The sequence below is a fragment of the Burkholderia mayonis genome, from assembly GCF_001523745.2.
Taxonomy (GTDB): Bacteria; Pseudomonadota; Gammaproteobacteria; order Burkholderiales; family Burkholderiaceae; genus Burkholderia; species Burkholderia mayonis.
This window is the reverse complement of the sequence record NZ_CP013387.1, coordinates 2,466,611-2,492,249: the sequence shown is the minus strand read 5'-3', so window position 1 is coordinate 2,492,249 and position 25,639 is coordinate 2,466,611. Positions and strand designations below refer to the sequence as shown.

Below are 25,639 nucleotides of genomic sequence, written 5' to 3'. Positions count from 1 at the left end.
GAAGGAGAATGCGGGTTACGCATCGCTGCGATGCGCGTTCGCGAGCCGTTCGCGGATCGCGTCGCGATCGGGATGCTGCACGTCCCAGACGAGTCCTAGCCGTTCGAGCAGCGCGATCAGCGATCCGGTCAAGTCGATCTGCCAACGATCGAAGCGCGTGCTCGCGTACTGCGGAAATGCATGATGGTTGTTGTGCCAGCCGGCCCCGAGCGTCAGGATCGCGAGCCACCACGCGTTTCGGCTCTGGTCGCGGCCGGGAAACGGCCGGCGGCCGCCGAGCGAATGGCCGACGGAGTTGACCGCCCAGATCGCGTTCGTCGCGAGAAAGATCCGCACGGTGCCGCCCCACAGCAGGCCGAGCAGCGCGCCCTTCCACGACAGATCGAGCAGCCCGCCGATCGCGGCCGGCAGCAGCAGGCCGAGCAGCAGCCAGAAGTCGTATGCGAGATGGATGCGCAACAGCGTCGGATCGCGGTACATGTCGTTCGCGTATTGATTCCAGCCCTTCGGGCGCGCGGACGACGGATCGAACAGCCAGCCAACGTGGCCGTGCAGGATGCCCTTCGCGCGGCCGGCGAAGCCGCGCCCGCCCAACTGCGGCGTATGCGGGTCGCCCGGCCGGTCCGCGTTCGCGTGATGCAGCCGATGAATCGCGACCCACCACATCAGCGGCCCCATGTACGCGAGCGAGCCGAGGATCGCGAGCGCGATCTTCACCGACGGCGCGGCCTTGAACGTGCGATGCGCGAAGTAGCGATGCAGCGCGAGCTCCATGCCGAGGATGTTGAGCACGTAGAAGATCGCGAGCATCGCGATGTCCTGCGCGCGCGGTGCCAGGCCGAATCCGGCCCAAAGCGCGATCGCGGCGACGGTGCCGACCGCCGGTATCGACGCGACGCCCAGATGCCGCGCCGACGACGCGCGCGATAGATGTCCGGACGCGCGATCGCCGGGCGTGGACGAGATCGCCGGGCCGGTCGGCGATGCCGCGCCGTCGGGCGTCTGGGCGCAGCCGGCGCTGTCGGCGGGCGTGTCCTTCATGCGACGGCCGCCCGATGTTGCGGTCCGGCGTGAATCCGGTTCGGCTCGATGCGCCGGAACGTGATCCGGTACAGCACGAACGCGCCGAGATCGAACGAATAGCTCATCGTCCGGTACAAGCGCTCGTAGCGCTCGACGACGTCGAGCGGCGCGAGCGCGAGCGCCTCGCGGCGATGCGCGCGCAGGTTCTCGAACCACGCGCGCATCGTCTTCACATAGTCATGGCGATCGTTGCGGACGAGCTCCACTTCGAACAGCATTTCGGATGCCAGAACGATATCCGCGAGATACGGCAGATCCGATTCCGGAAAGACTTCGCGCGCGATGAAGAGATCCGAGTGCTGCCGGTCGCGCGGCACGTCGCCGTAGCCCATCGTCTGCAGCGACAGCCGTCCGCCGGGCTTCAGGAAATCGTGGCACTTCCTGAAGAAATGCCGATACGCTTCGACCTTGTCTTCGTCGATCTTCGCGAAATGCTCGAATGCGCCGAGCGAGATGATGCCGTCGAACGGCTGATCGGGTTCGTAGTCCTGCCAGTTTCGCAGCATCACGTCGATGCCCGGGTGCCGGTATCGCTCGCCGATATATTTGAGCTGCTCGTTCGACAGCGTGAGCCCCACGACCTCCTTCACGCCGGCGACCGTGACGAGCCTGTCGAGCAGCGCGCCCCAGCCGCAGCCGATGTCGAGCACGCGTTCCGCGCCGCGCGCCCGGATTTGCGCGATGTGGTAATCGAGCTTGCGGATCTGCGCCTGTTCGTGCGTATCGCCTTCCTCGTACATCGCGCACGAGTAATTGCGGCCGCTTTCCTGCGCGAGCGCGAGGAACGCATTGCCGATGTCGTAGTGATACTGGATCGCGTCGGCGGACGCGCCGTACGGCGCGCCGGTTTCCCGGTTGTCGAGCTGGACGGTCATCGTTCGGTCTCCCTATCGCCCGGCCGACAGATTGGCGAGCGCCTGCGCGAGCGCGTCGATCGTCGGATATTGATAGGGCAGGCTCGGGGACAGCTCGAAGCCGAGATAATCCTCGAGATCGCCGACCATCCTCATCGCGTCGGCCGAATCGAGGCCGTATTCGATGAACTGCTTGTTCACGTCGATCGAGCCGCTGTCGGTGCGCAGTCTGGCTGCCAGATAGCCGGTCATCCAGTCGACGATGCCTTCGTGGCTTCTTGCGTCGATTTCCACTGCCTTCAAGGTGGCGCTCTTCATTTTCCTGGCTCCCGTGGAGAGTCGTTCATGGTGCGATGCGCTTCTTTTCGATGAGTGCTGCGTCCGGACGATGCACGTCGTAGACGAGGTGCAGGCGTTCCAGCACGCAGACGAACAGCCCGCCCGGATCGATCTGCCACCAATGCAGCCCGGTGAAAGCGGATGCGGGAAACGCGTGATGGTTGTTGTGCCAACCCTGGCCGAACGTCGGGATCGCGAGCAGCAGGCTGTTGCGGCTGCGGTCGTGCGCGGTGGTGTGGAAATCGCGCCGGCCGATCACGTGGCACAGCGAGTTCAGCGCCCAGATGCAATGGCTGACCGCGAAGATCCGCACCATGTCGCCCCACAGGAAGCCGAGCAGCACGCCCATCCACGATCTCGACGCGAGCCCGCAAATCAGCGGCGGCAGCGCGAGGCCGATCCAGACCCAGCGGTAATACGCCATGTGCTGCCTGAAGACGAGCGGGTCCTGGTAAAGGTCGGGCACGTATTTCTCCCAACCCGCCGGCCGCGTCGATTCGCCGACGAAGAGCCACCCCATGTGGCTGTGATACAGACCCTTGAGCCGGCCGCCGACGCCTTCGCCCGACAGGTGCGGCGAATGGGGATCGCCGTCGCCGTCGCTCGTCGAATGATGACGCCGGTGCGTCGACGCCCACCAGTTGACGGGGCCGTGCGCGCCCATCGAGCCGAGCGCGATCAGCGCGGTCCGCACCCACGGCTTCGCCTTGAACGCCTTGTGCGTCACGTGGCGATGAAAGCCGACTTCGAGCCCCAATGCGGTCGCGAAATAGAAGACCGCGAACACGATCAGCTCGACGGCGCCCGGCCCATGGCCGCCGAGCCATAAAGCGATCGCCGCGCCCGTGCCCAACGCGGGAAGCAGTGTGACGACGGCGGCGATACGGCGATCGAGACGAACGGCTGAACGGGGCAAGATTCTTGTCGGGCGAGCCACGCCATGCGAAGCGGAAGAAAAAGACGCGGGAATCGCGCTTCCGATCGCACCCTCGGGCTGGCTCGCCTCGCTTGAAGACGGAGGCTGGCCGAGACTCATCGGATATCTCTCAGTAAATTGTTTGGTACATATTTCATTGACGGCATTCGAAACTCAATATGAATTTTCCTATCGTCAACGCTGATGTATTTGGTATACCGAAACAACTTGTCGATGTGGAATTTTGATTTGAATGCGGAACCGGATAAAGATCGCTGGAAACCGTTTCCAGGGCATCTCGCGTTTCCTAGTCGGCGATCTCTCGTTTCGTTCCGGTGAACGATCGGTGCGGATGAGTTTGATGCCGACATCGATCAATCGCGGGCCGGCCCGATTCTGGGCCCGGTTCCGGAAACCGAAGAAACACTCGATAGTCGAATCGACTTGCTGATCGGAATCGGATTCGGCCGGCATGGCGGAACCGGGCGCAACTGAAATAAATAACGATAAGAAAGATCGAATTGGTGCGCGCGCTATTAAGCAAACGCTGTTTCGATTCAATGACGTGCTTAATCTATTCGTGTGACGCGCGATATGGCGGAGCGCAAGCCGCCGGTTGCCGGATCATCGCGCGTGCTATTTTCGATTTGAAGAAATGGCGCGCGGCGGCGACGGATGGCCGTGCGATGCGGTCGAGCCGGGCGCGTCATCTCGCGGCGGCCGAACCTCGCCCGAACTGCTTCCGATACGCCCCCGGCGAAATCGAATACGCGGCAGTGAAGTGCTGCCGCAGCGAAACGGTCGATCCGAAGCCGACGATCTCCGCGATGCGCTCGACCGTCTTGTCGCTGGTTTCGAGCAGACGCTGCGCGGCTGTCAGCCGATGATTCAGCAGCCATTGCGACACCGTCGTCCCGGTCTTCGTCTTGAAGCGCCGCGTGAAATTGCGCCGGCTCATCCCCGCGCGGGCCGCGAGCGCGTCGAGGCACAGTGGCTGTTCGAGATGCTCGATCGCCCAGTCGAGCGCCGTGCTGAGCGGGTCGTCCGCCGCGGCTTTCGGCAGCGGCTGCTCGATGTACTGCGCCTGGCCGCCGTGGCGGTGCGGCGCGACGACCATCCGGCGCGCGACGCGGTTCGCGACGTCCGCGCCGTGATCGCGGCGCAGCAGATGCAGGCAGCAGTCGATTGCCGCCGCCGTGCCCGCCGACGTGAGGATGTTGCCGTCGTCGATGTACAGCACTTTTCGGTCGAGCTTGATCTTCGGGTACTTCTGCGCGAAGTCGTCGCCCCACGCCCAGTGCGTCGCGGCGGTGCGGCCGTCCAGCAGGCCGGCTTCCGCGAGGATGAACGTGCCGAGGCAGAGGCCCGCGATCCGCGCGCCGCGCCGGTGCGCGATGCGCAGCGCGTCCAGCAGCGCTTCGGGCGGTCGTTCGTCGGGATCGCGCCACGCCGGTACGATCACCGTATCGGCTTCGGCGAGCACCGACAGATCGTGCGGCACGTCGATGCTGAAACCCGACATCGTCGGCACGAGCCCCGTCTTCTCGCCGCAGATCAGCAGGCGGTAGCGCGGCACGCCGAGCCGCGCGAGGTCGTCGCCGAACACGATGCACGGCACCGACAAATGGAACGGGCTGATGCCTTCGAAGGCGATGACCGCGACGGTATGCATGGCGGATGAGACGGCAGTCCTAAAAGTGGCCCGATCCTATCACATGCTGTCTTCAAGGCCACTTTCGCGACCAGGCCCGCACTCGGATACTTGCGTCTGTTTCGCCGCCGCGGAGGCGAAACGCACAGCGACGGACGATGGGCGTGCGTCGCGCTTCATTCACCAGGACCTTCACGATGAGCCATCCCACCATTCGCACCCTGGCCGGCGCGAGCGCTCCGCAGGCGATCGAAGCCGCGAGCACCGCGCTGCTGGTGATCGATTTCCAGAACGAGTACTTCAGCGGCAAGATGCCGATCCCCGACGGCGACCGCGCGCTGCGCAACACGCAGCGTCTCGTCGCGCATGCCGATCGCGCGGGCATCCGCGTGTTCCACATCCAGCATGTCATGCCTGCGGGCAGCCCGGTGTTCGCCGAGGACGGCGACGGCGTGCAATTCCACGCGGAGCTGCAACCCGCGACGAATCATCATGTGCTGCGGAAGTCGTCCGTCAGCGCGTTTCCGACGACCGACCTCGACAAGCGTCTGAAGGCGGCCGGCGTCGAGACGCTGATCATCACGGGCCTGATGACGCATGCGTGCGTCGCGGGGGCCGCGCGCGACGCGGTGCCGCTCGGCTACGACGTGATCGTCGCCGACGACGCGTGCGCGACGCGCGATCTCGATCGCGCGGACGGCAGCGTGCTGTCGCATGCCGACCTGCACCGCGCGGCGCTCGCGACCGTCGACGACACGTTCGGCGACGTGATGACGACCGAGCGAGTGCTGCAGTTGCCGCTCGTCTGAACGGGGCGCGGCCGGCGTCGGCCGACGCGAGGAACCATCATCGATAACGACAATCGTCGCCGCACGGCCGGATGCACGTATCCGACGGGCAGGCCGGCGTGACGACGGCGTATACCCGGAATTCGCTGAAAGGAACCGGGGATCTGCTGTCGAATGCGATCGGCAAGCTGATTCGCTGTCCTTATTCGAAGCACTGATGGTCGCGCGACGGCGCGCTGCGTCGATGCGGTTGGCGGCCGATGCGGGGTGACGGAAGCGGAAACGAAGACGATCGCATTGAACGCGGCTGACGCCGCGACGCACGGTCAGATCGGAAAGAAGGCGCGCCGCGCCGCGCGCCTTTTGTCATCGAGCGATGCCGTGACGATGCGGCGTCGATCAGGCCGCTTCGGACTCCCAGACGACCGTCGTCCCTCGCGCGTCCCATGTGTCGAGAAACGGCGCATATCGCTCTTCGACGCGATTCCTGCGCACCTTGAACGTCGGCGTCACGAAGCCGCTCGTCTCGTTCCAGATCGAATCGACGACCACGATGAAGCGCAGCTTCTCGTGATCGTCGAGGCTCGCGTTGACGCGTTCGAGATGCTCGCCGAGCGACGTCACGAGCGCCGCGCGCCGGCCGTTGCCGTCGAGCCGGCGGCCCTCGTCGGACAGCGACACGAGCGCGCACGGCTGCGACAGTCCCGCGCCGACGACACAGCACGCGTCGACGAACGGATGCATCGTCAGCCGGCTCTCGATCGGCGACGGCGCGACATACTTGCCCTTGCTCGTCTTGAAGATATCCTTCACGCGCCCGGTGATCTTGAGGCGGCCCGCGTCGTCGAGCTCGCCCTTGTCGCCGCTGCGCACGAAGCCGTCCGGCGTGAAGAGCGCCGCAGTCAGGTCCGGGCGCTTGTAATAGCCGATCGTGTTGCCCGGCGAGCGGATCTCGATCTCGCCGGTGCCGGCGAGGCGGCTCTCGACGCCGCGCACCGGCGTGCCGACGTAGCCGGGCCGCATGTCGTGCTGCCGGCACGAATGCGACACGCCGCACACTTCGCTCATCCCGTAGCCTTCGAGCAGTTCGAGCCCGAGATCGCGATACCAGGTCAGCAGCGCGGGCTCGATCGCCGCGGCCGCGCTCGCGGCGAGGCGAACCTGATCGAGGCCGAGCTGCTGCAGAATCATCGGCTTCATCGCATCGGGAATCGGGCCGGGCGGCAGGCGGCTCGCGACCGCGTGCTGGAACTTCGCCCAGAGTCGAGGCACCGAGATGAAGAACGTCGGCCGCGCGCGCTGCAGGTCGGCGAGGAACGTGTCGAGCGATTCGCTGAAATGGACGGTGAATCCGGTGCGCACCGACAGCATCTCGACATAGCCGCGCTCGGCGACGTGCGACAGCGGCAGGTACGAGATCATCCGGTCGTCGGGCCCGAGCGCGATCAGATCGAAGACCGGCTCGACGCACCACCCGAGCGCGCCGAACGTCAGCATCACGCCCTTCGGATCGCCCGTCGTGCCCGACGTGTAGACGATCGTCGCGAGCTCGTCGGCGGCGCGCGTCACATGGTCCGCGAGCGGCGCGGTGTCGCGGACGATGTCGTCCCATCTCGCGCCGTCGAACTGCGCATCGGACAGATACGGCAGGCCGATGCATCGCACGTGCGACGGCACGCCCGCGCGCATGTGCTCCCACGCATCGAGCTTGCCGGCGAACAGCACCGCCGCTTCGCTGTGCGTGAGCACTTGCCGGATCGATTCGGCGCCGAGCGTCGGATAGAGCGGCACCGACACGTGGCCGCTCAGCCAGATCGCGAAATCGGCGAGGATCCAATGCGCGCAGTTCTTCGACAGGATCGCGATGTTCGAGCCGCGCGGCAGGTCGAGCGCGCGCAGATACGCGGCGATGCGGCGGGCTTCGTCGACCGCCTCGCGCCACGTGAAGCGGCGGGCTTCGCCGCCGCCCGTCGGCTGGACGAGCCAGATGTCGTCGGCGCGCGCGCGTTCCCAATGCTGAAGGCGTTCGAGCGGCAGGTTGTCCGGGGCGATCGAGGTCAATGTCGTCTCCTGGCGAGCGCCGGGCGCGTGCGGCGGCCGCGGCCTCGGTTCGTTGTGATGTGGCGGCCCGGTGCATTCGAACAGCGCCGACGTGCGCCGGTTTTCGTCGGTTCGGGACGGCGTCGTTGGCCTCCCGAAAATCCTCACCTTTCACGTTCGACGCGCAGTGTGTGATGCACGCACGCGCGTCGCGTTTCCAGGCGCAGACCAAGCGCGAATGCATCGGCTTGCGTTACGGCGGATGCAAGTCTCGCGCTCGCCGGCGCTTCGCTACAACCTCCGCAGTGTCCGCGGTACGCCGACCGCACAAGCGGCCGGCGCGGCCACTGCAATCGAGCATCCATCCGATCGCGCTTTCATCCGATCACGCATGCGATGCCGCCTCGGCGCGCGCGCCGAGCATCCGCCGCGCTTCTTGCGGCGACGCGATCTGCCGCCCGGCTTCGCGCGCGACCGTCGCGATCGCATCGACGAGCTGCGCGTTCGACGTCGCGCGCGCGCCGTCCGGCAGATAGAACGTGTCTTCGAGACCGGTCCGCAATTGCCCGCCGAGCTCGGCCGTGCGCCGATGCAGCGCCCAGATGTTCGCGCGGCCGATCGCGGTGACTTGCCACGTCGAGTCCGGCCGCAGCAGCCGGATCAGGATCGGCAGCAGCTCGGGATCGGCGGGCATTCCCGACTCGACGCCCATCACGAAGTTGTAGTTCGATCGTCCCGCGAACAATCCGGCGCGCGCGTACATGTCGATGCAGCGAACGATGCCGGTGTCGAAGCACTCGAATTCGGGCACCGCGCCCGTCTCGGCCATCGTCTTCAGGAACGACGCGATTTTGTCGACCGGATTGTCGAACAACATCGGCGGCCACGCCCATGCGCCATCGGCCTTCACCTTCAGATAGTTGAGCGAACCCGCGTTGCATGCGGCGATCTCCGGGCGGATCGACCGGATGCACGCGAGCGGGCCGTCGACGTTCGGCCCGACGATGCCCGTCGACTGATTGAAGATCACGCCCGGGCACGCCTCGCGGATCGCCTGCGCGATCTCGGCCGCGAGCTGCGGGTCCCACGACGGCAGGTGCCCCTTGTCCGCCTCCTGCCGACGGAAGTGCACGTGCATGCACGACGCGCCGGCGTCGTATGCGCCTTTCGCTTCGCGCGCCATCTGCTCGGGCGTGACGGGCACGTTGAACTGCTTCGGGTCCGTGAAGATGCCGTTCAGCGCGCACGTGATGACGACCGGATTGCTCATCGAATAATCTCCTTGTTTCGGATGCCGGCCGCGTTCAGCCGGCTTGCGGCTCGAGTTGCGCGAGCACCTGGCCGGGCGCGACCTGCTCGCCCGCGCGCGTGCCGAGCGACGCGACCCGCCCCGCGAACGGCGCAACGATCGCGTGTTCCATCTTCATCGCTTCGAGCACCATGACGGTTTGCCCGGCCGCGACCGTCGCGCCTTCGCCGATGTCGACCGCGATCACGCGGCCGTTCATCGGCGCGCGCAGCACGCCGTCGCTGCCGGCGGCGTCGGCGCCCGCGTCGCCTTCGCGGTTGTGGATCGCGAACGCGTAATCGATGCCGTCGAGTTGCAGCCACAGGCGGCCGTGCGCGATCGCGAAGCAGTAATCGAGCGTGCGGCCGTCGAGCGCGATCGACGACGATGCGCCCGGATGCGCAGGCGGCGCGCCTTCGAGCGCGAGCGGCGAGCGGCCGTGCGCATGCACGACGATGCTTCGCCGATCGATCGTCACGCTGCCGCGCCGCGCATCGGGATGATCGCCGCCCGCGCCCACCCACGACAGCCGGTACGGCACCGGCAGCGGCGCGCCGTTGCGCCAGCCGCGCCACGGGAGCGGCGTCGCGTCGGCGCGGTCGGCGGCGGCGACCGACAGCCATGCGGCGACGGCCCACGCAGTGTCCGGCGGCGCGAAGCGGCGGCTGTCGTTGCTGGGAAAATGCTGTGCGACGAACGCGGTCGACACGGTGCGACCGTCGACGAACGACGGATGCCTGAGCACGCGCGCGAGAAACGCGCGGTTGCTCGGCACGCCGAGCAGCACCGTGTCGTCGAGCGCGTTCGCGAGCCGGTCGATCGCCTCCGCGCGCGTGCCGCCATGCGCGATCAGCTTGCCGAGCATCGAGTCGTAGAACGAACTGATCGCGACGCCGTCGGCGAGCGCGTGGTCGCAGCGCGCATGACGGCCCGGCCGCCACAGCAGCACGTCGCCCGTGCGTGGCAGGAAGTCGTCGGCGGGATCTTCCGCGCAGAGACGCACTTCGATCGCGTGGCCGTCGAACCGAACGTCCTGCTGCGCGAGCGGCAACGCTTCGCCGCGCGCGACGCGCAGCTGCCATTCGACGAGATCCTGTCCGGTGATCAGCTCGGTCACTGGATGCTCGACCTGCAGCCGCGTGTTCATCTCCATGAAGTAGAACTGACCGTCGCGATCGAGCAGAAACTCGACGGTGCCTGCGCCGACGTAGCCGATCTCGCGCGCGACGGCCACGGCCGTCGCGCCGAGCCGCGCGCGCAATGCGGCGCCGACCGCGGGCGACGGCGCTTCCTCGACGATCTTCTGATGACGGCGCTGCACCGAGCAGTCGCGCTCGCCGAGATGAACGACGTGGCCGTGCGCGTCGGCAAACACCTGCACTTCGACGTGACGCGGCTCGATCACCGCGCGCTCGACGATCATCCGGCCGTCGCCGAACGCTTTCTGCGCTTCGGACACCGCGAGCTTCAGCGCGGCGGGCAGCGCGTCGCGCGTATCGACGCGGCGCATGCCGCGTCCGCCGCCGCCCGCCGACGCCTTCAGCATCACCGGAAAGCCGATTCGTTCGGCCTCCGCAAGAATGCGCGCTTCGCTCGGGTCGTCGCCGTCGTAGCCTTGCACGACGGGGATGCCAGCCGCGGCCATCCGGCGGCGCGCGCGCGCCTTGTCGCCCATCGCGTCGATCGCGTCGGCGCGCGGGCCGACGAACACGAGGCCCGCATCGGCGATGCGCCGCGCGAACGCCGCGTTCTCGGACAGGAAGCCGTAGCCCGGATGGATCGCCTGCGCGCCGCTCTTCAATGCGGCGTCGATCAGCTTGTCGATCGACAGGTACGATTCGGCGGGCGTCGCGCTGCCGATCGACACCGCCGCGTCGCATGCGCCGACGTGCGGGCTGCGCGCGTCCGCGCCGGAGTAGACCGCGACGGTCGCGATGCCGAGCCGCCGCGCGGTGCGCGCGATGCGCACCGCGATCTCGCCGCGATTCGCAATCAGGAGTCGGGTGAAGCGGCGTTCGCTCATGGCATCTCCGGCAGCGCCGGCGCGTCGCTCGCCCAGCCGGGCGCGCGTTTGTCGGTCAACGCGGCGAGCCCTTCGACGACGACGCCCGAGCGCAGCGCGGCGGCGAATTCGTCCGCGGCCGCGTCTAGAACGGCGCCGCGCTCGCGGCGCAGCGCATCGGCGACGATCCGCTTCGTCGCGCGCTGCGCGGCCGGTTCGCATGCGAGCACGCGCGCGAGCTCGCCGCGCAGCAGCAAGTCGATGCCGTCGGCGCTCGCGGTTTCGTCGACGAGGCCCGCATGCAGCGCGTCGGCGGCCGACAGCCTGCGGCCCGTCAGCATCAGCCAGCGGCCGCGCACCGCGCCCGCGCGCGCGACGATGAACGGCGCGATCTGCGCGGGCGGCAGCCCGAGCGACGTCTCCGGCATCGACAGATATGCATCGTTCGCCATCAGCACGCGGTCGCACGCGGCGGCGAGCCCGCAGCCGCCGCCCATCGCCGCGCCTTCGATCACGGCGAGCGTCGGCATCGGCAGTGCCGCGAGCTTGTCGAGCAGCGCGCCGAACCGGCGGTTCGACGCCGCGATCGGATCGATCTCACCGGCGGGCGCCGGCTCGCGCATCATCGTCTTGAAGCCGCCGAAGTCGCCGCCCGCGCAGAACACGCCGCCCGCGCCGCGCAGCACGAACGCGCGCACGCCGTCATCGGCGGCGACGCGTTCGCATTCGGCGTCGAGCGCAGCGACGAGATCGTCGGTCAGCGCGTTGCGCTTGGCCGGCCGATTCAGCGTCGCGAACACGATGCCGTCCGCTCGCGTAACGTGCAGCGGCGCGAGCGTCGGGGAAGTCGTTTCGATCATCGCGCGTCACTCCCGCGGCAGCGTGCCGAGCTTCTTGCAGATGATGCCGAGCATCACTTCGTCCGCGCCGCCGCCGATCGAGAACAACCGCGTGTCGCGATAAGTCCGCGAGATGCTCGATTCCCACGCGAAGCCCATGCCGCCCCAGAACTGCAAACAACTGTCGGTCACTTCGCGCGCGAGGCGTCCCGCCTTCAGCTTCGCCATCGACGCGAGCGTCGTCACGTCGCCGCCTTGCACGTAAAGCTCGGTCGCGCGATAGGTGAGCGCGCGCAGCGCCTCGACTTCGGTCTTCAGCTCGGCGAGCCGATAGTGAACGACCTGGTGATCGAGCACCGGCCGCCCGAAGATCTTGCGCTGCCGCGTGTAGTCGATCGTTTCATCGATCGAACGATCGAGCACGACGAGCGCGGCCGCGGCGCCGTAGAGCCGCTCTTCCTGGAATTGCAGCATCTGGTACGTGAAGCCCTGGCCTTCTTCGCCGATCAGATTGCGGCGCGGCACGCGGACGTCGTCGAAGAAGATCTGCGCGGTGTCCGACGAATGCATGCCGATCTTGCGGATCTTCTTCTCGATGTGCACGCCTTTCGATTTCAGCGGCACGACGATCAGCGACTTGTTCCGATGCGGCGGGCCGTCCGACGTGTTCGCGAGGCAGCACATCCAGTCCGCCTGCGTGCCATTCGTGATCCAGAGCTTCGTCCCGCTGATCACGTAGTCGTCGCCGTCCTTGCGTGCGGCCGTGCGGATCGATGCGACGTCGGAGCCCGCGTCCGGCTCGGATACGCCGATGCACGACACCTGCTCGCCCGCGATCGCGGGCGCGAGGAATTCGGCGCGCAATGCGTCGGAGCCGAAGCGCGCGAGCGCGGGCGTCGCCATGTTGGTCTGCACGCCGATCGCGAGCGGCACGCCGCCCGCCGCGCATACGCCGAGCGCCTCGGCCATCACGAGTTCGTAGCTGTAGTCGAGCTCGCCGCCACCGAACGCGGCGGGCTTGCTCAGGCCGAGCATGCCGAGCGCGCCGAGCTTCCTGAACACGTCGTGCGCGGGAAAGATGCCGGCTTCTTCCCATTCGTCGACGTACGGATTGACCTCCTGCTCGATGAAGCGCTTGACGGTGCGCGCGATGGCGGCGTGTTCTTCGGTGAAGTGCATGATGTCTCCGGATCAGGGGCGGGCGACGCCGAACGTGAGCGGCTGGACGGTCTTGCCGTGGCCGTCGCGGCAGACGGCGAGCGTCATCGCGATCACGCGGCGCGTGTCGCGCGGATCGATGACGCCGTCGTCGAGCATGCGGCCCGACGTATAGAACGCGTGGGTCTGGCGCTCGAAGTTCGCGACGATCTTCTCGCGCAGCGCGTCGATGCGCGCACAGTCCGGCTCGACGCCTTTCGCGCGCGCCGCGCCTTCCATCACGATCGCCATCGTGAGCGCGGCCTGCTCCGCGCCCATCACGGCGGTGCGCGCGTTCGGCCACGAGAACACGAACGCCGGATCGAAGCCGCGTCCGCACATCCCGTAATTGCCGGCGCCGAACGATGCGCCGCACAGGATCGTGATCTGCGGGACGGTCGCGTTCGATACCGCCTGGATCATCTTCGCGCCGTGCTTGATCATCCCCGCGCGCTCGGACGCCTTGCCGACGATGAAGCCCGTCGTGTTCTGCAAATAGACGAGCGCCACGTCGCTCTGGCAGCACGCCTGGATGAAGTGCGTCGCCTTCGTCGCGCCGGCCGGATCGAGCGGGCCGTTGTTCGTCACGATGCCGACGGGCATGCCGTGGATGCGCGCGTGCACGCAGACGGTGGCCGGCCCGTACGATGGTTGGAACGCCAGAAAGTCCGATCCGTCGATGAGCCGCGCGATCACCTCGTGCATGTCGACGGGCTTCTTGCCGTCGCGCGGCAGAATGCCGAGCAGTCCTTCCGGATCGAGCGCGGGGTCCGCGCCGACGGGCAGCGCCGTTTCGCGTTCGCGCCAGCCGAGCTTGTCGACGAGCTCGCGCAGGATCCGGATGCCGTCGGCGTCGCCGTCCGCGACGTATTCGGCGAGCCCCGACACGGTCGCGTGCATTGTCGCGCCGCCGAGCTCCTCGTCGGTCGCGATCTCGCCCGTCGCGGCTTTCAGGAGCGGCGGGCCGGCGAGGAACGCCTTCGCGCGGTCGCGAACCATCACGACGTAATCGGACAGCCCCGGCATGTAGGCGCCGCCCGCGGTCGACGAGCCGTGCACGAGCGTGAGCACCGGGATGCCAGCGGCGGACAGCTTCGCGAGCTGGAAGAAATGGCGGCCGCCGTGGATGAATTCCTCGACGCGGTATTGCATCAGGTTCGCGCCCGCCGATTCGACGAGATGCACGAACGGCAGCCGGTTGTCGAGCGCGATCCGTTGCAGCCGCTGGAATTTCTCGAGGCCCATCGGTTGCAGCGCGCCCGCGTCGATGCCCGAATCGGCGACGACGATCATGCAGCGCGTGCCGCTCACGTAGCCGATGCCGCCGATGAGACCCGCGCCCGGCACTGACTTGTCCGGATCGCTTTCGCCGACGAGGTAGCCGGCGAGCGACGCGAGCTCGAGGAACGGCGCGCCGGCGTCGACGAGCAGCGCGAGCCGCTCGCGCGGCAGCAACTGCCCGCGCTTCTCGAAGCGCGGACCGGCCTTCGCCGATTCGTTCGCGGCGCGCGCGTGCAGCGCCTGCAACTGCGCGATCTGCGCGCGCATGTGGTCGGCGTTGTCGCGGAACGCGGCGCTCGTGGTGTCGAGGCGGGAATCGAAGATCGGCATGTCAGCGCTTGAAGAGTTCGGGCGCGATCGCGCGATGGAAGCCGTCGAACGGCGCGTTCGCATCGACGGGCTGCATCGGGAAATGGCGGCGCGCGTTCGGTGCGCCGCCGTCGACGCGCAGGCACGCGCCGCTGACGAACGACGCGGCGTCGGACAACAGGAACGCGATCGCCGCCGACACTTCGGCTTCGTTGCCGATGCGGCCGAGCGGCACCATCTTCGGCAGCGCGCGCAACATCGGCTTGACTGCGTCCGGGTAGGTGTCCATGCCGCTCGACGCGATCCAGCCGGGCGCGACCGCGTTCACGCGAACGGGCGCCCATTCGGCTGCGGCCGTCTCGGTGAAGTTGAGCATGCCTGCGCGTGCGGCGCCGCTGTGGCCCATGCCGGTCATCCCGTGCCACATGTCGGCGATGATGTTGACGATCGCGCCTGTCTTGCGCGGCTTCATCGATTGCACGTAGCACTCGCGCGCGACGAGAAAGCCGCCGAGCAGGTTCGTGTTGAGCACCGCCTGCCAGCCTTTCGCGCTGATCTGCTCGAGCGGCGCGGGGAACTGGCCGCCCGCGTTGTTGACGAGCAGATCGACGCGGCCGTGCCGCTCGACGATCTGCGCGATTGCTTGCCGCACGCCGTCTTCGTCGCGGATGTCGCATGCGATCTCGTCCGTGCGCCCGCCATCTTCGTGAATTTCGGCCGACACGTTCGCGAGCTTGTTGGCGTTGCGTCCGAGCAGCACGACGTGCGCGCCGAGCGACGCGAGCTCATGCGCGCAGCAGCGGCCGATGCCGCTGCCGCCGCCGGTGACGAGCGCGATCTTGCCGTCGAAGCTGCCCGCGCGAAGTTGTGAGCGATATCCCATCTGGTGTTATCCGTCAGTCGAGAAACAGATCGTTCGGAAACGTCGTGGTGCCCGGCACGACCGCGTAGCGCGACAGGTCGGTGACGCCTGCGTCGGCGAGCACCTGTTCGTCGATGAAGAAGCGCCCGGTATGCGTGCGCGCGTCGAGCGACAGTACCTGCGCGGCCGCATCGGCGACGATCTCGGGCGTGCGGCAGATCGCGGGCGGAATGCCGGGAATCATCCGGAGCGCCGCCGTATGGATTACCGTGCGCGGCCACAGCGCGTTGACCGCGATGCCGTGCGTGCGGAATTCCTCCGCGTGGCCGAGCACGCACAGGCTCATTCCGTATTTCGCGATCGTGTAGGCGACGTGCGGCGCGAACCATTTCGGATCGAGATTCGGCGGCGGCGACAGCGTCAGCACGTGCGGGTTGCCGCCGCGTTGCGCGGACTGCTTCAGATAAGGCAGCGCCGCTTGCGTGCATGCGAACGTGCCGCGGACGTTGACGTCGAACATCAGGTCGAAGCGCTTCATCGGCGTGTTCGGCGTGTCGGTCAGGCTGATCGCGCTCGCGTTGTTGACGAGTGCGTCGATGCCGCCGAAACGCTCGGCCGCGCGCGCGAGCGCGTCGGCGATCTGCGCCTCGTCGCGGATGTCGACCTGAAGCGGCAGGCATGCGCCGCCCGCCGCTTCGATCTCGGCCGCCGCGCTGTAGATCGTGCCGGGCAGCTTCGGATTCGCTTCCACGGTTTTCGCGGCGATGACGACGTTCGCGCCGAGACTCGCCGCTTTCTTGCCGATCGCAAGCCCGATGCCGCGCGAGGCGCCGGTGATGAAAACGGTCTTTCCTTGCAGTGTGTTCATCGGGTGTCTCGAATGTCGTCGTTGCAACGTGCGCACATCGTAGCGCTGCGAATCTAATAAATCAATCGGTTGATTTATTTTTGCCGCATTCCTAGAATCGGCACGAATGCAACCGACCCCGGCATACCGACAGGAGACCTCGATGCAACGTGCCATCCCGAATCCGGCGTACTACCGGCCGGAACATATCGAATTGCAGGATACGCTGCGCCGGTTCGTCGCGAAAGAGATCGCGCCGTATGTGAACGAATGGGACGAGGCGGGCGAGTTTCCGCGCGAACTGTACGAGAAGGCGGCGCGCATCGGCCTCATCGGCATCGGCTTTCCGGATGCTTACGGCGGCGTCGAGGACGTCGACATGTTTCATCGGCTGATCTGCTCGATCGAGCTTGCGCACTGCGGCGCGGGCGGCGTCGTCAGCTCGCTGATGTCGCACACGATCGGCGCGCCGCCGATCGTGCACGCGGGCAGCGACGAACTGAAGGCGCGCGTGCTGCCGGGCATTCTCGCGGGCCGCAAGATTTCGGCGCTCGCGATCACCGAGCCGGGCGGCGGCTCGGACGTCGCCGCGCTGCGCACGAGCGCGGTGCGCGACGGCGGCCATTACGTCGTGAACGGCGAGAAGGTGTTCATCACGTCGGGCATCCGCGCCGACTATTACACGGTCGCGGTGCGCACCGATCCGGACGCGCAGGGCGCGAAGGGTCTGTCGCTGCTGCTCGTCGAAGGCGATGTGCCGGGCTTGTCGAAGACGCCGCTCGACAAGATGGGCTGGTGGGCGTCCGATACCGCGCATCTGCGTTTCGACGATTGCCGCGTGCCGGCCGCGAACCTGATCGGCCCGGAAGGCGGCGGCTTTCCGCTCGTCATGCAGAACTTCAATCTGGAGCGCTTCAGCCTTGCCGCGTCGGCGCTCGGCTTCGCGGAAGTCTGCTACGAAGACGCGCTCGACTGGGCGCGGCAGCGCCGGACCTTCGGGCAGCGCATCGTCGACCATCAGGTGATCCGGCACAAGCTCGTCGACATGGCGATGCACATCGACGCGACGCGCGCGTGGCTCGAACAATGCGCGTGGCAGATCGATCATCTCGACAGGCGCGCGCCGACGCTCGTCGCGACGATCTGCATGCTGAAGAACTTCGCGACGCAGACGATGCAGTTCTGCGCGGACGCCGCCGTGCAGATCCTGGGCGGCATGGGCTACATGCGCGGCACGCGGCCCGAGCGAATCTATCGCGAAGTGAAGGTCAACATGATCGGCGGCGGCGCGGAGGAAATCATGAAGGATCTCGCGGCGCGGCAGCTCGAATATTAGGGCGGGGCGCTCGGCGAACGGGCGGCGCATGCGGGCGGATCGGCTTTCCAAGCGTTTGAAACTCGCCGATAATCGTTCGAATTCCCGGCTTCGTCGCGGCTTCGCGGCGGCGAATGCCGGTTCGAAACATCGCATTGTGATTCTATGAGCGCCATACCTCAGGCCGCGCGTAAACGCGGACGTCCCGTGAAGGGCGAGAGCGCGACGCTGCGCGACGAATTGATCCTCAAGTCCGCGAAGCTGTTCCGCACGCAGGGATACGAACGAACGACGGTCCGCGACATCGCCGCGGCGGCGGGCGTGCAGGCGGGAAGCTGGTTCTACTATTTCAAGACGAAGCAGGACATTCTCGTCGCGGTGATGGAGCAGGGGATGTCGAACGCGCTTGCGCGGATCGAGGCGCTCGACGTCGAGAACCAACCCGCGCGCGACGCGTTCCGCGCGCTCGTGCACACGCACCTGAAGACGCTGGTGTCGCCGGATCACGATTTCATTCCGGTGCTGCTGTACGAGTGGAAGTCGCTCGACGAAGCGATGCAGGCGAAGGTGCTGAAGCTGAAGGACCGCTACGAGGCGGTGTGGGATGGCGTGATCGAGCGCTTGCAGGCCGCCGGCGAGTGGCCCGCGCCGACGCCGATCGATCGGCTGCTGATGTTCGGCGCGCTGAACTGGGTCGCGCAATGGTACAAGCCGGACGGGCCGCTCGGCTTCGACGCGCTCGCCGATCACGCGGTGCAGTTCCTGTTGCGGACAGGAGGGATGCCGGCGCCCGCGCCAGCGGCCGCGAGTGCGGCGAAGAGAAAGCGCGCCGCGAAAGCGCGCTGACGCGGACGAACCGCTTTTCGTTCGATGTCCGGAACTTTGCGGCGCTGGCCGTGAAAACGCGTTCGGCAAGCCACCAGCAGCTGGCGGGCGCGCATATCGCGCTAGATCGGAGGCGAGCGACACCGGCGGATGAACGGAATGCCGACGAAATGAACGATGCCGCGCATCATGACAAGAATCGCAGTTTGTGCTGAGTGAACGGATTGGCCTGCAACAACGGTGGCAAGTCTCGGCATCCACGTTACGGACGGCGTCGGGAAATCCCGGCCAAACCCCTGTCAACGATCACCAGCCACCCACCAGGCCCGGCGACAACACCCCCCGGATCATCGGCGACTGGGGGCGGGAATCATACCGGGCCTGGCTGGCCAAAGCCCCCGATTATCGGGGCTGGAAGATGGTAACGGGGGTGAGGTGAGCCGCCTGCGCCCGGGCGACCATTTGGGCGGCGGGCAATAGGCGGCCGCGCTCGATTATCGCGAGCGCCAATGCGTGGGACAGCGCTGGCCGATGATTGGGCGAGGCCCGTGACGCCATATCGAGGTCGGAATGACAGGCATGGAAGGCGTTCGGACGATTGGGGCAGGAAAAAGCGATGCGCGGCGGCGTCGGATGCGTGTTATTCATTTCGCCCGAACGCCGCATGCAATGCGCACGCATGATGCGATCACGTCGCGGTCGATCGCTTCAGCAGCGCATGACAACGCTCACGCGGCTACCCTCGGCCCTATTCAGGTTCATTCGCCCGAATCGAGGCGGCGTCCGTCTGTTTCGCCGACACCAGCGTTGCGGATCGATCGCGAGCGACGATGCAGTGCGATACGGCGAGTTCGCCTTCTCAGGAAGCTCCAGTGGGAAAGTGGCGCCGCTCGTTGAAATCGAGCAGCATGTCGTGTTGCGTTGCCTTGTCGTTGTCCGAGCGTAGCTCGACCGCGGTATTCCGCCTGATCTCCGACGGCGCGCAGCCGAACTGACGTTTGAACAGTTTCGCGAACGAGGAGTTGTAGCAAAACCCATAGCGGTCGGCGAGTTCGGAAATCCGGATGCGGGATTCGGTCGAGTGTCTCAGGATGTAATAAATCTTTCTCAGTCGAAGAAGTTTGATGTATTCGGCGACGCCCAGATTTTCCCTCGAAAATAATCGATATAGCGCGGCGCGCGAGAGGCCGATGTCATGACAAATGGAATCGACGCACAATTTCGGTGATTCCAGGTGGTTGTTGATATAGGTTTTGACTTTCCTGGTCAATTCTATTTCCAGGTTCGATCGAACAGGCCCGATAGGGTCGTGGGCCACAGACGTCGCGGCCAGCAGCATATGCAGCGTGACGTCGCCGATGGCTTTCGATTCGGAATGGGAGATGGCGCCGATGTGCTCCGCGAGACCGACGATGTACTGAGAGGCGAGCGACGCCATCAGCCCGGAAAATACGGTGCTATGCCGCGAGGAGAGATCGATGGGGATGAAGTTGCGCGGAACGATCAGGATGACGACGTCGCCGGACTGAACGTCGATGCACAGCGGCCGAGCCAGATCGGCGAAGAAGAGCTGCCGCGCGCCAATGCGAACGATGCCGGTTTCGGATGTCGACTGCCACGCATGCTCGCGGGAGGCACAGAAGAAGTAGTGATCGAAATCGTCGCAATGGGTGCGCTGAATGGTCCGGATGGCTTCATATGTGACGAGGCCGTTCGAGATCGTCGTGGGGTAGCGAAGCGTGCCGAGCATCAGGTCGCCGACGTGCGCGCCGCTGAAAAAACTGTCCGGCCCCTCAGGCGCGGCGGCGTCTGTCTGACCCCGCCGGAGATGGGCCATCGCGTCCTGATTTTGCGAGGGTTCGAATTCCTTGCTCGCATCGAATTTTATGTTTGGAAATCGATATATTTCGACATTCTCCATGTCCCTCTCCAAGACTGAATGATCTGATTGAATTAATAGTTCTATTGGATTTCTATATTTATATGCGAAATCGATATTCGAGGGCGCATTTGTCGACTGTCGTATGGAACCGATACGGTTCGCCGGTCTGTGCGCAAGATCGCACTTCCACCGCTTGAGCGCGGCTCTTATGGGACGCACCACTGATGATGAGGCGGCGGACGACGCGCGCAAAAGCCCGGCGCGCGGATGCGCAATGCGGGACGCATCGGCGCAGCCGGCCGCCGATGGCCGTCGCCGTCGCGCCGATTTCCGCGTCGATCGTCGAAAGGGCCGTCGCATGCGAAACGGAAAAGGCGTTGTGGCCGAGCGTGCTCAATCATGTGCGGGCACTTCCTGGGCGTCGGGCGGCGCGTCGTCCCGATCCACGAGCGGAAGCTCGGGCAGCCGTAACAGCACGACAAGGGCGAGCGCGACGATCGCCGAGCCGACCGCGAACGTTTCGGCGATCGAACTGCGGTAGATGTCCGCCAGGCCACCGGCCGCCTGGTGGATCGGGCCGCTTAGATGATGCCCGGCGAGCGCCGTGCGCGTCGCGGCTTCCGTGGCTGGCAACTGACTCGCGATGATCGCGCTCGATCCGGCAATCCCGACCAGCCCGCCCAGCGAGCGAAAGAATGTCAGCATCGCGGTGCCGACGCCGCGTTGCGCGACCGGCAGCGCGTTCTGGACCGCGACCGTCATGTTCGGCATGACGAGACCCAGTCCGATTCCGAGCATGAAGACGCAGGGCTCGATGAACCAGTAGCTGAGGCGGGTCGAGATGGACCAGGCGAGCAGCGCGAACGCCACGATGGCGGTCGACAGTCCCGCCATTTGCGTGGGCTTGTAGCGGCCTATGCGCGCCAGGATGCGGCCACCCATCACCGACGAGATGACCGCGCCCAGCATCAGCGGCACCATCAGCAGGCCCGACTCGGTCGCTCCCGTCCCGCTGACAAGCTGTGAAAACAGCGGCAGGAACAGTGTCGCTCCGAACAAGCCCATGAATGTCAGCGACATCACGATGCACGCGATGTTGAATACCGTGTTGTCGAACAGGTTCGGGGGCAGGATTGGCGCCGCCGCGCGCCGCAGGTGGATAAGCAGTGCCGCAGTCAAGACTAGGCCGGCCCCCGCGCTGCCATAGACCTGCGGCGAGTGCCACGGCCATGCGGAGCCGCCCAGCGAGAGCACCAGCAGAAACGCCGTGACGGCCGCCGTCATCAGCAGTGATCCCAGGTAATCGATTCGCTGCGCGCCGCCGGGCTGCCCGGGGCGCAGCTTGCGGACGATGTTGTACAGCGCCGCGCCGCCTACCGGGAGATTGATCAGAAAAATCCAGTGCCACGACAATGCATCGGTGATTACGCCGCCCAGCAGCGGGCCCATCACGCTCGTCGCGGCGAAAACTGCAGCGATGCCGCCTTGCTTGTGTCCGCGCTGCGCGGGCGGAATCAGATCGGCGATGATCGTCTGGCTCAATGGCAGGAATGCCCCCGCGCCTAGGCCCTGCACCACGCGCGCCGCGATCAACTCCGTCAGGCTTTGCGATAGGCCGCACAGCAGGGAGCCGACGAGGAACACCGCCACCGCGATGAAGATCATCCGCTTGCGGCCGAACTGGTCGCTGAGCTTCCCGTAAAGCGGCATCGACGTGGTGGAGGACAACACGTAGGCGGTCACGATCCACGAGCTCTTGGCGATGTCGCCGAGATCGGACATGATGCGCGGCAGCGCGGTTGCCACGATGCTCTGATCGAGCGTGCCGAGGCCGATGACCACCATCAGGGCCCAATAGATCGTGCGGATTTCGCGCGCGCTCGGCGGCGCGTGAGCCGGTTGCCGATCGCCGGTGGCCGGTTTCGACGCGCAAGCGGATGCCGGATCGGCCGGAGCATCAGATATCCGGCGTAACGCATGCCGTGCCGGCGGACGAGCGGATTCTCTCGAAAGCGGGACGTCGTCGATGTGGGCGGCGGGGACGTTGGCGAGCGTGCCGGATCGTGCCGACTTCCTGGATTGCTTTTCCATTTGCTCTCCCATGGTTCATCGAAACGGCACGTTAGAGCGCCGCGATCAATAAATCGGCATCGCGGGATCGACGGAAGCCGCCCAGGCGCGGATGCCGCCTGACAGGCTTCGCACGTTCCCGAAGCCGGCCTGGCGCAGGAGCGCGACGGCCGTGCCGCTGCGCTTGCCCGCGAGGCAATAGACGATGATGTCCGCGGCGGGATCGACCTCGTGCAGGCGCTCGCTCAGAACACTCATTGGGATGTGCTTTGCGCCTTCGATCCGGCAGATTTCCCACTCGTTCGGATCGCGCACGTCGAGCAGTGTCAATTTGATCGATGGATCGCTCAGCATCGATTGCAATTCCGCCACCCCGATTTCCGCGGTCTCGGGAGGCGGCGTTCCGCAAGCGGGCTGAGCGGCCTGCTCGCGCACCAGGTCGCGAATGATGGGGCGGGCGCCGCAGATCGGGCAATCCGGATCCTTGTCTAGCCGCAGTTCGTGCGTGCGCATGCTCAGCGCGTCGAACGTCAGCAGTCTTCCGATGAGCGGCGTTCCGATGCCCAGGATCAATTTGATGACCTCCGTTGCCTGAACGACGCCGAGCAGGCCGGGCAGTACGCCGAGCACCCCGCCCTCGGCGCAGTTGGGGACTTCGCCGGGGAGGGGCGCCTCGGCGAACAGGCATCGATAGCAAGGGCCGTGCTTCGCGTGGAATACCGTCGCCTGCCCGTCGAACCGGAAGATGCTCGCATGGACGTTCGGCTTGTCGAGCAGTACGCAGGCGTCGTTGATCAGGTAGCGCGTGGGGAAGTTGTCGCTACCGTCGGCGATGATGTCGTAGTCCGTGCAGATGTCCAGCGCGTTGTCTGGAGTCAGCATTGCGTCGTGAACGACGATCTCGATTTCAGGGTTCTGCGCGTTCAGCTTTTCCTTCGCCGATATCACTTTTCTGCGGCCGACGTCGCACGTGTGATGGAGGATCTGTCGCTGCAGATTGCTGACGTCCACGATGTCGCTGTCGACAAGGCCGAGACGTCCGACGCCCGCCGCCGCCAGATAAGTGGCGAGCGGCGATCCCAGACCGCCCGTGCCGACGCAGAGTACGCTGGCCGCCTTCAAGCGGCGCTGCCCATCCATTCCTATCTCGGGCATGATGAGGTGCCTGCTGTAGCGCTTGATCTCATTATTGGACAGCATAAGATACTCCGTCTCGTCAGCAATGTTTAGCGTTGAGCCAGCTCCACGCACCGGGACGTTCGATGCAACGGCCGGCACCGGTTCGCTGCCCCCGCGAGGCCGCGGCGACGGAATCGCGCGGGTCAGCCGGACTGCATCGACCTTTGCTTCGGCGCGGCCGCGCGCGCGCGGTTCGCTGCGATCATGCGGAAGAAGTGCCAGATTTCAAGCGGCGTGTCGACCGCAGTGCTGGTTCTGCCGAACAGGCGCGGGAACACATAGCGCGGCTGGGGAATCGTGTGTCCGCCGCCGTGAATCGTGATCAGTACGTTCTCGTCGCCCCACGCATCTCGCACCGCGCGGGTCTTGCGATCCCGGGGAAATAGGCCGTCCGCTTCGTCGCGATGGTGCGCGGCGTCCGGGCGGGCGAATGAGCGCGCGGTTTCCTCGGCGGACAGTACAGGACCGAGCGCACGCAGGCCGTACGGTGAGAGTTCTCCGCCTTGGTACGGATTGATTGGATCCGCCGTGCCGCTGATCGTCATCATCGGCACCGCCACGCGCCTGCCCGCGTGCCTGCAATCGGCCGGCGCGGGTCGATTGGCCGCAATCGCGGCAAAGCCTGCGAGGTCGTCCGTCATTTCGAGTGCGAGGCGGAAGCACATGTGCCCGCCGTTCGAAAATCCGACAACGAAGACGCTGGATCGATCGATCCCGTAAACGGATTCAAACCATGCGATTATTTCTCGCGTGAAGCTGACGTCGTCGACGTTGCGTCGCGTCGCCGCGTTCTTGCGCCCTTTCTGGCAGGTATTCCAGTTGCCGCCGACGCCGCGCGGATAGGCGAGCGCAAAGCCGTTCGCGTCGGCTAGCGCATCGAATTCGAACGCCGTGTATTTCCGGATCTGTTCCGGCGTACCGGAGCCGCCGTGGAAGACGATGACGAGCGGCGCATTCGGAGGCAGGGACGGCGGCGTGACATGCAGGAACGTGCGGACCGTGTCGCCGACGCACAGCGATTCGAGGCGCGCAGGCGGCGCCGGTTGTCGGTCCGGCGAACGCATCCGGCTTCTGCGGAGGGCGAATGCGCAGAAGCCTGCGAGCAAGCTCGCAAGCGTACCCAAGACGACGGCGGTCGGATGCATTTCGATGGACGATCGTGGTCGGTTCAGAAGTTGTGCCGCGCAATCCGCTCCGCGTCGGCGAGCTCGTGCGCGAGTGCGAGCCATCGTGTCGCCGAGAGGAACGTCTGCTTGGTTTTCGTCGGATTGAGTCGCCGCACGTCCGCGGCCACGAGATTCCCGTGCCGATCGAACAGGAAGCCGCTCTCGTGCGGCAGCAGCATGCCCCACACGCGATGCGACAGCGGCGGGGCGATGCGAACGCCCATCGCGTGAAACAAGTCGCCGTCCGGATCCGCGGCGAATGCGAGCGAGATGCCCTTTGCGCGCCACCAGTCGTCGTGACGGCGGGCGCTGACGGCCAGAACGGCAACGCCGAGGGTTTCCAGGCGATGGGCCACCGTTGAAAGATCGGCGAGATGAAGCCTGGAGTAGGGGCACCAATTGCCTCGATACAGAATGAGCAGCAGCGGCCGGCCGTTCGCGAATCGCGCGAGATCGATCGGATGATGGCCGAGGCTCGCCCATCCGTTTTCGGAGCGCGGAGGAGGCGCCGCATCGGTTTCGCCGTCGGCCGGGTCGGCGATGTCGTACCGGCTTTGGACTGACGCGGGAAGTTCCAGGTCGCGCTTCAGCGCATCGTCCGGTGTCTCGGTGAGCGGATACAGCGATCGCTTCATGAAGGCGTCCACCGAGAACGCCCAATCCATCCGGCTGCCCGTGCGGTAGCGCAGCCAGAGCAACGGAATGAGCAGAAAACGGATGCCGACCCACACGCCGGCAAGTGGAGTCCGCAGCGCGGCGACGAACGGGGAGTGACGGCGAATGCGCGGTTCGTTGGATGTTGTCACGATCATGGGCACGGAATGTCGGCGCTGAGTCCGATCGTCAGGCGGCGTTTCCCGACCGCGCGGCCGCGTTACGCGCGAATCGGCTGGGCGGCCGATGCGA

At 66.2% G+C, this 25,639-nt stretch carries 22 protein-coding genes; 3 read left to right on the top strand and 19 right to left on the bottom strand.

The window, feature by feature from the left end; all coding sequences use genetic code 11:
• Positions 1–15: 15 nt before the first annotated feature.
• The 5 genes from WS70_RS30080 to WS70_RS30060 all read right to left on the bottom strand — a co-directional run bounded on the left by WS70_RS30080 (position 16) and on the right by WS70_RS30060 (position 4,864).
• Positions 16–1,041: an acyl-CoA desaturase gene (locus tag WS70_RS30080; RefSeq protein WP_059471066.1), complete on the bottom strand. Its 1,026-nt coding sequence runs from the start codon at positions 1,039–1,041 to the stop codon at positions 16–18.
• Positions 1,038–1,958 (bottom strand): class I SAM-dependent methyltransferase, encoded by a 921-nt coding sequence (locus WS70_RS30075; RefSeq protein WP_059471065.1) that lies wholly within the window; start codon positions 1,956–1,958, stop codon positions 1,038–1,040. Before WS70_RS30075 ends, WS70_RS30080 begins: the two co-directional genes overlap by 4 nt.
• A 12-nt stretch (positions 1,959–1,970) precedes the next feature.
• Complete coding sequence (locus tag WS70_RS30070) at positions 1,971–2,255, bottom strand: acyl carrier protein (protein ID WP_059471064.1); 285 nt, start codon at positions 2,253–2,255, stop codon at positions 1,971–1,973.
• 25 nt (positions 2,256–2,280) lie between these two features.
• Positions 2,281–3,312: an acyl-CoA desaturase gene (locus WS70_RS30065; protein ID WP_059596913.1), complete on the bottom strand. Its 1,032-nt coding sequence runs from the start codon at positions 3,310–3,312 to the stop codon at positions 2,281–2,283.
• 586 nt (positions 3,313–3,898) lie between these two features.
• Complete coding sequence (locus tag WS70_RS30060; protein WP_059471062.1) at positions 3,899–4,864, bottom strand: GlxA family transcriptional regulator; 966 nt, start codon at positions 4,862–4,864, stop codon at positions 3,899–3,901.
• A gap of 176 nt (positions 4,865–5,040) precedes the next feature.
• On the opposite strand from WS70_RS30060, the gene WS70_RS30055 reads away from it, so the two are divergent.
• Positions 5,041–5,652 carry a cysteine hydrolase family protein gene (locus WS70_RS30055; protein ID WP_059471061.1) on the top strand — a complete coding sequence of 204 codons (612 nt, stop codon included), beginning with the start codon at positions 5,041–5,043 and terminating at the stop codon, positions 5,650–5,652.
• Positions 5,653–6,030: 378 nt separating this feature from the next.
• Here WS70_RS30055 and WS70_RS30050 read toward each other — a convergent pair whose 3' ends face one another.
• The 8 genes from WS70_RS30050 to WS70_RS30015 form a co-directional block, all read right to left on the bottom strand.
• Entirely contained in the window at positions 6,031–7,692 is a 1,662-nt protein-coding gene (locus WS70_RS30050; RefSeq protein WP_059471152.1) for an AMP-binding protein, read from the bottom strand.
• 364 nt (positions 7,693–8,056) lie between these two features.
• A complete protein-coding gene (locus WS70_RS30045; RefSeq protein WP_059471060.1) occupies positions 8,057–8,941 on the bottom strand; it encodes a beta-keto acid cleavage family enzyme in 885 nt (294 codons plus the stop codon).
• Between the two features lie 34 nt (positions 8,942–8,975).
• Complete coding sequence (locus WS70_RS30040; RefSeq protein ID WP_059596914.1) at positions 8,976–10,982, bottom strand: acetyl/propionyl/methylcrotonyl-CoA carboxylase subunit alpha; 2,007 nt, start codon at positions 10,980–10,982, stop codon at positions 8,976–8,978.
• Positions 10,979–11,821, bottom strand: coding sequence for an enoyl-CoA hydratase/isomerase family protein (locus WS70_RS30035; protein WP_059596915.1), 843 nt, complete (start codon positions 11,819–11,821; stop codon positions 10,979–10,981). Before WS70_RS30035 ends, WS70_RS30040 begins: the two co-directional genes overlap by 4 nt.
• A gap of 6 nt (positions 11,822–11,827) precedes the next feature.
• On the bottom strand, positions 11,828–12,979 hold the full coding sequence (locus tag WS70_RS30030; RefSeq protein WP_059596916.1) for an acyl-CoA dehydrogenase family protein: 1,152 nt from the start codon (positions 12,977–12,979) through the stop codon (positions 11,828–11,830).
• Between the two features lie 12 nt (positions 12,980–12,991).
• A complete protein-coding gene (locus tag WS70_RS30025; protein ID WP_059596917.1) occupies positions 12,992–14,608 on the bottom strand; it encodes an acyl-CoA carboxylase subunit beta in 1,617 nt (538 codons plus the stop codon).
• A gap of 1 nt (position 14,609) precedes the next feature.
• Positions 14,610–15,470 (bottom strand): SDR family oxidoreductase, encoded by an 861-nt coding sequence (locus WS70_RS30020; RefSeq protein WP_059471055.1) that lies wholly within the window; start codon positions 15,468–15,470, stop codon positions 14,610–14,612.
• Positions 15,471–15,483: 13 nt separating this feature from the next.
• Positions 15,484–16,317, bottom strand: coding sequence for an SDR family oxidoreductase (locus WS70_RS30015; protein WP_059471054.1), 834 nt, complete (start codon positions 16,315–16,317; stop codon positions 15,484–15,486).
• 142 nt (positions 16,318–16,459) lie between these two features.
• On the opposite strand from WS70_RS30015, the gene WS70_RS30010 reads away from it, so the two are divergent.
• The gene (locus WS70_RS30010) at positions 16,460–17,632 is read left to right on the top strand and encodes an acyl-CoA dehydrogenase family protein (RefSeq protein ID WP_059471053.1); all 1,173 of its coding nucleotides are present in this window, start codon (positions 16,460–16,462) and stop codon (positions 17,630–17,632) included.
• Between the two features lie 144 nt (positions 17,633–17,776).
• Positions 17,777–18,457 carry a TetR/AcrR family transcriptional regulator gene (locus tag WS70_RS30005; protein WP_059596918.1) on the top strand — a complete coding sequence of 227 codons (681 nt, stop codon included), beginning with the start codon at positions 17,777–17,779 and terminating at the stop codon, positions 18,455–18,457.
• A gap of 838 nt (positions 18,458–19,295) precedes the next feature.
• Here the strand turns inward: WS70_RS30005 and WS70_RS30000 are convergent.
• The 6 genes from WS70_RS30000 to WS70_RS29980 all read right to left on the bottom strand — a co-directional run bounded on the left by WS70_RS30000 (position 19,296) and on the right by WS70_RS29980 (position 25,545).
• A complete protein-coding gene (locus WS70_RS30000) occupies positions 19,296–20,357 on the bottom strand; it encodes a helix-turn-helix domain-containing protein (protein ID WP_203236012.1) in 1,062 nt (353 codons plus the stop codon).
• A 58-nt stretch (positions 20,358–20,415) separates the two neighbouring features.
• Entirely contained in the window at positions 20,416–20,715 is a 300-nt protein-coding gene (locus tag WS70_RS32035; RefSeq protein WP_156438089.1) for a hypothetical protein, read from the bottom strand.
• The gene (locus tag WS70_RS29995; protein ID WP_226382894.1) at positions 20,712–22,409 is read right to left on the bottom strand and encodes an MDR family MFS transporter; all 1,698 of its coding nucleotides are present in this window, start codon (positions 22,407–22,409) and stop codon (positions 20,712–20,714) included. The genes WS70_RS32035 and WS70_RS29995 overlap by 4 nt, the downstream gene beginning before the upstream one ends.
• Positions 22,410–22,454: 45 nt before the next feature.
• On the bottom strand, positions 22,455–23,588 hold the full coding sequence (gene moeB, locus WS70_RS29990; RefSeq protein WP_059596920.1) for a molybdopterin-synthase adenylyltransferase MoeB: 1,134 nt from the start codon (positions 23,586–23,588) through the stop codon (positions 22,455–22,457).
• Between the two features lie 122 nt (positions 23,589–23,710).
• The gene (locus WS70_RS29985) at positions 23,711–24,712 is read right to left on the bottom strand and encodes a CE1 family esterase (protein WP_226382893.1); all 1,002 of its coding nucleotides are present in this window, start codon (positions 24,710–24,712) and stop codon (positions 23,711–23,713) included.
• Positions 24,713–24,735: 23 nt separating this feature from the next.
• Positions 24,736–25,545: a redoxin domain-containing protein gene (locus WS70_RS29980; protein WP_059471049.1), complete on the bottom strand. Its 810-nt coding sequence runs from the start codon at positions 25,543–25,545 to the stop codon at positions 24,736–24,738.
• Positions 25,546–25,639: the final 94 nt, after the last annotated feature.

Coding starts and splice junctions, on each gene's coding strand:
- WS70_RS30025 (WP_059596917.1), bottom strand. CDS start 14,608: ATGCCGATCTTCGATTCCCGCCTCGACACCACGAGCGCCGCGTTCCGC.
- WS70_RS30045 (WP_059471060.1), bottom strand. CDS start 8,941: ATGAGCAATCCGGTCGTCATCACGTGCGCGCTGAACGGCATCTTCACG.
- WS70_RS30065 (WP_059596913.1), bottom strand. CDS start 3,312: ATGAGTCTCGGCCAGCCTCCGTCTTCAAGCGAGGCGAGCCAGCCCGAG.
- WS70_RS30000 (WP_203236012.1), bottom strand. CDS start 20,357: ATGGAGAATGTCGAAATATATCGATTTCCAAACATAAAATTCGATGCG.
- WS70_RS30080 (WP_059471066.1), bottom strand. CDS start 1,041: ATGAAGGACACGCCCGCCGACAGCGCCGGCTGCGCCCAGACGCCCGAC.
- moeB (WP_059596920.1), bottom strand. CDS start 23,588: ATGCTGTCCAATAATGAGATCAAGCGCTACAGCAGGCACCTCATCATG.
- WS70_RS30040 (WP_059596914.1), bottom strand. CDS start 10,982: ATGAGCGAACGCCGCTTCACCCGACTCCTGATTGCGAATCGCGGCGAG.
- WS70_RS30060 (WP_059471062.1), bottom strand. CDS start 4,864: ATGCATACCGTCGCGGTCATCGCCTTCGAAGGCATCAGCCCGTTCCAT.
- WS70_RS30035 (WP_059596915.1), bottom strand. CDS start 11,821: ATGATCGAAACGACTTCCCCGACGCTCGCGCCGCTGCACGTTACGCGA.
- WS70_RS29985 (WP_226382893.1), bottom strand. CDS start 24,712: ATGCATCCGACCGCCGTCGTCTTGGGTACGCTTGCGAGCTTGCTCGCA.
- WS70_RS29980 (WP_059471049.1), bottom strand. CDS start 25,545: ATGATCGTGACAACATCCAACGAACCGCGCATTCGCCGTCACTCCCCG.
- WS70_RS30015 (WP_059471054.1), bottom strand. CDS start 16,317: ATGAACACACTGCAAGGAAAGACCGTTTTCATCACCGGCGCCTCGCGC.
- WS70_RS29995 (WP_226382894.1), bottom strand. CDS start 22,409: ATGGAAAAGCAATCCAGGAAGTCGGCACGATCCGGCACGCTCGCCAAC.
- WS70_RS30030 (WP_059596916.1), bottom strand. CDS start 12,979: ATGCACTTCACCGAAGAACACGCCGCCATCGCGCGCACCGTCAAGCGC.
- WS70_RS30055 (WP_059471061.1), top strand. CDS start 5,041: ATGAGCCATCCCACCATTCGCACCCTGGCCGGCGCGAGCGCTCCGCAG.
- WS70_RS30020 (WP_059471055.1), bottom strand. CDS start 15,470: ATGGGATATCGCTCACAACTTCGCGCGGGCAGCTTCGACGGCAAGATC.
- WS70_RS30075 (WP_059471065.1), bottom strand. CDS start 1,958: ATGACCGTCCAGCTCGACAACCGGGAAACCGGCGCGCCGTACGGCGCG.
- WS70_RS30005 (WP_059596918.1), top strand. CDS start 17,777: ATGAGCGCCATACCTCAGGCCGCGCGTAAACGCGGACGTCCCGTGAAG.
- WS70_RS30010 (WP_059471053.1), top strand. CDS start 16,460: ATGCAACGTGCCATCCCGAATCCGGCGTACTACCGGCCGGAACATATC.
- WS70_RS30070 (WP_059471064.1), bottom strand. CDS start 2,255: ATGAAGAGCGCCACCTTGAAGGCAGTGGAAATCGACGCAAGAAGCCAC.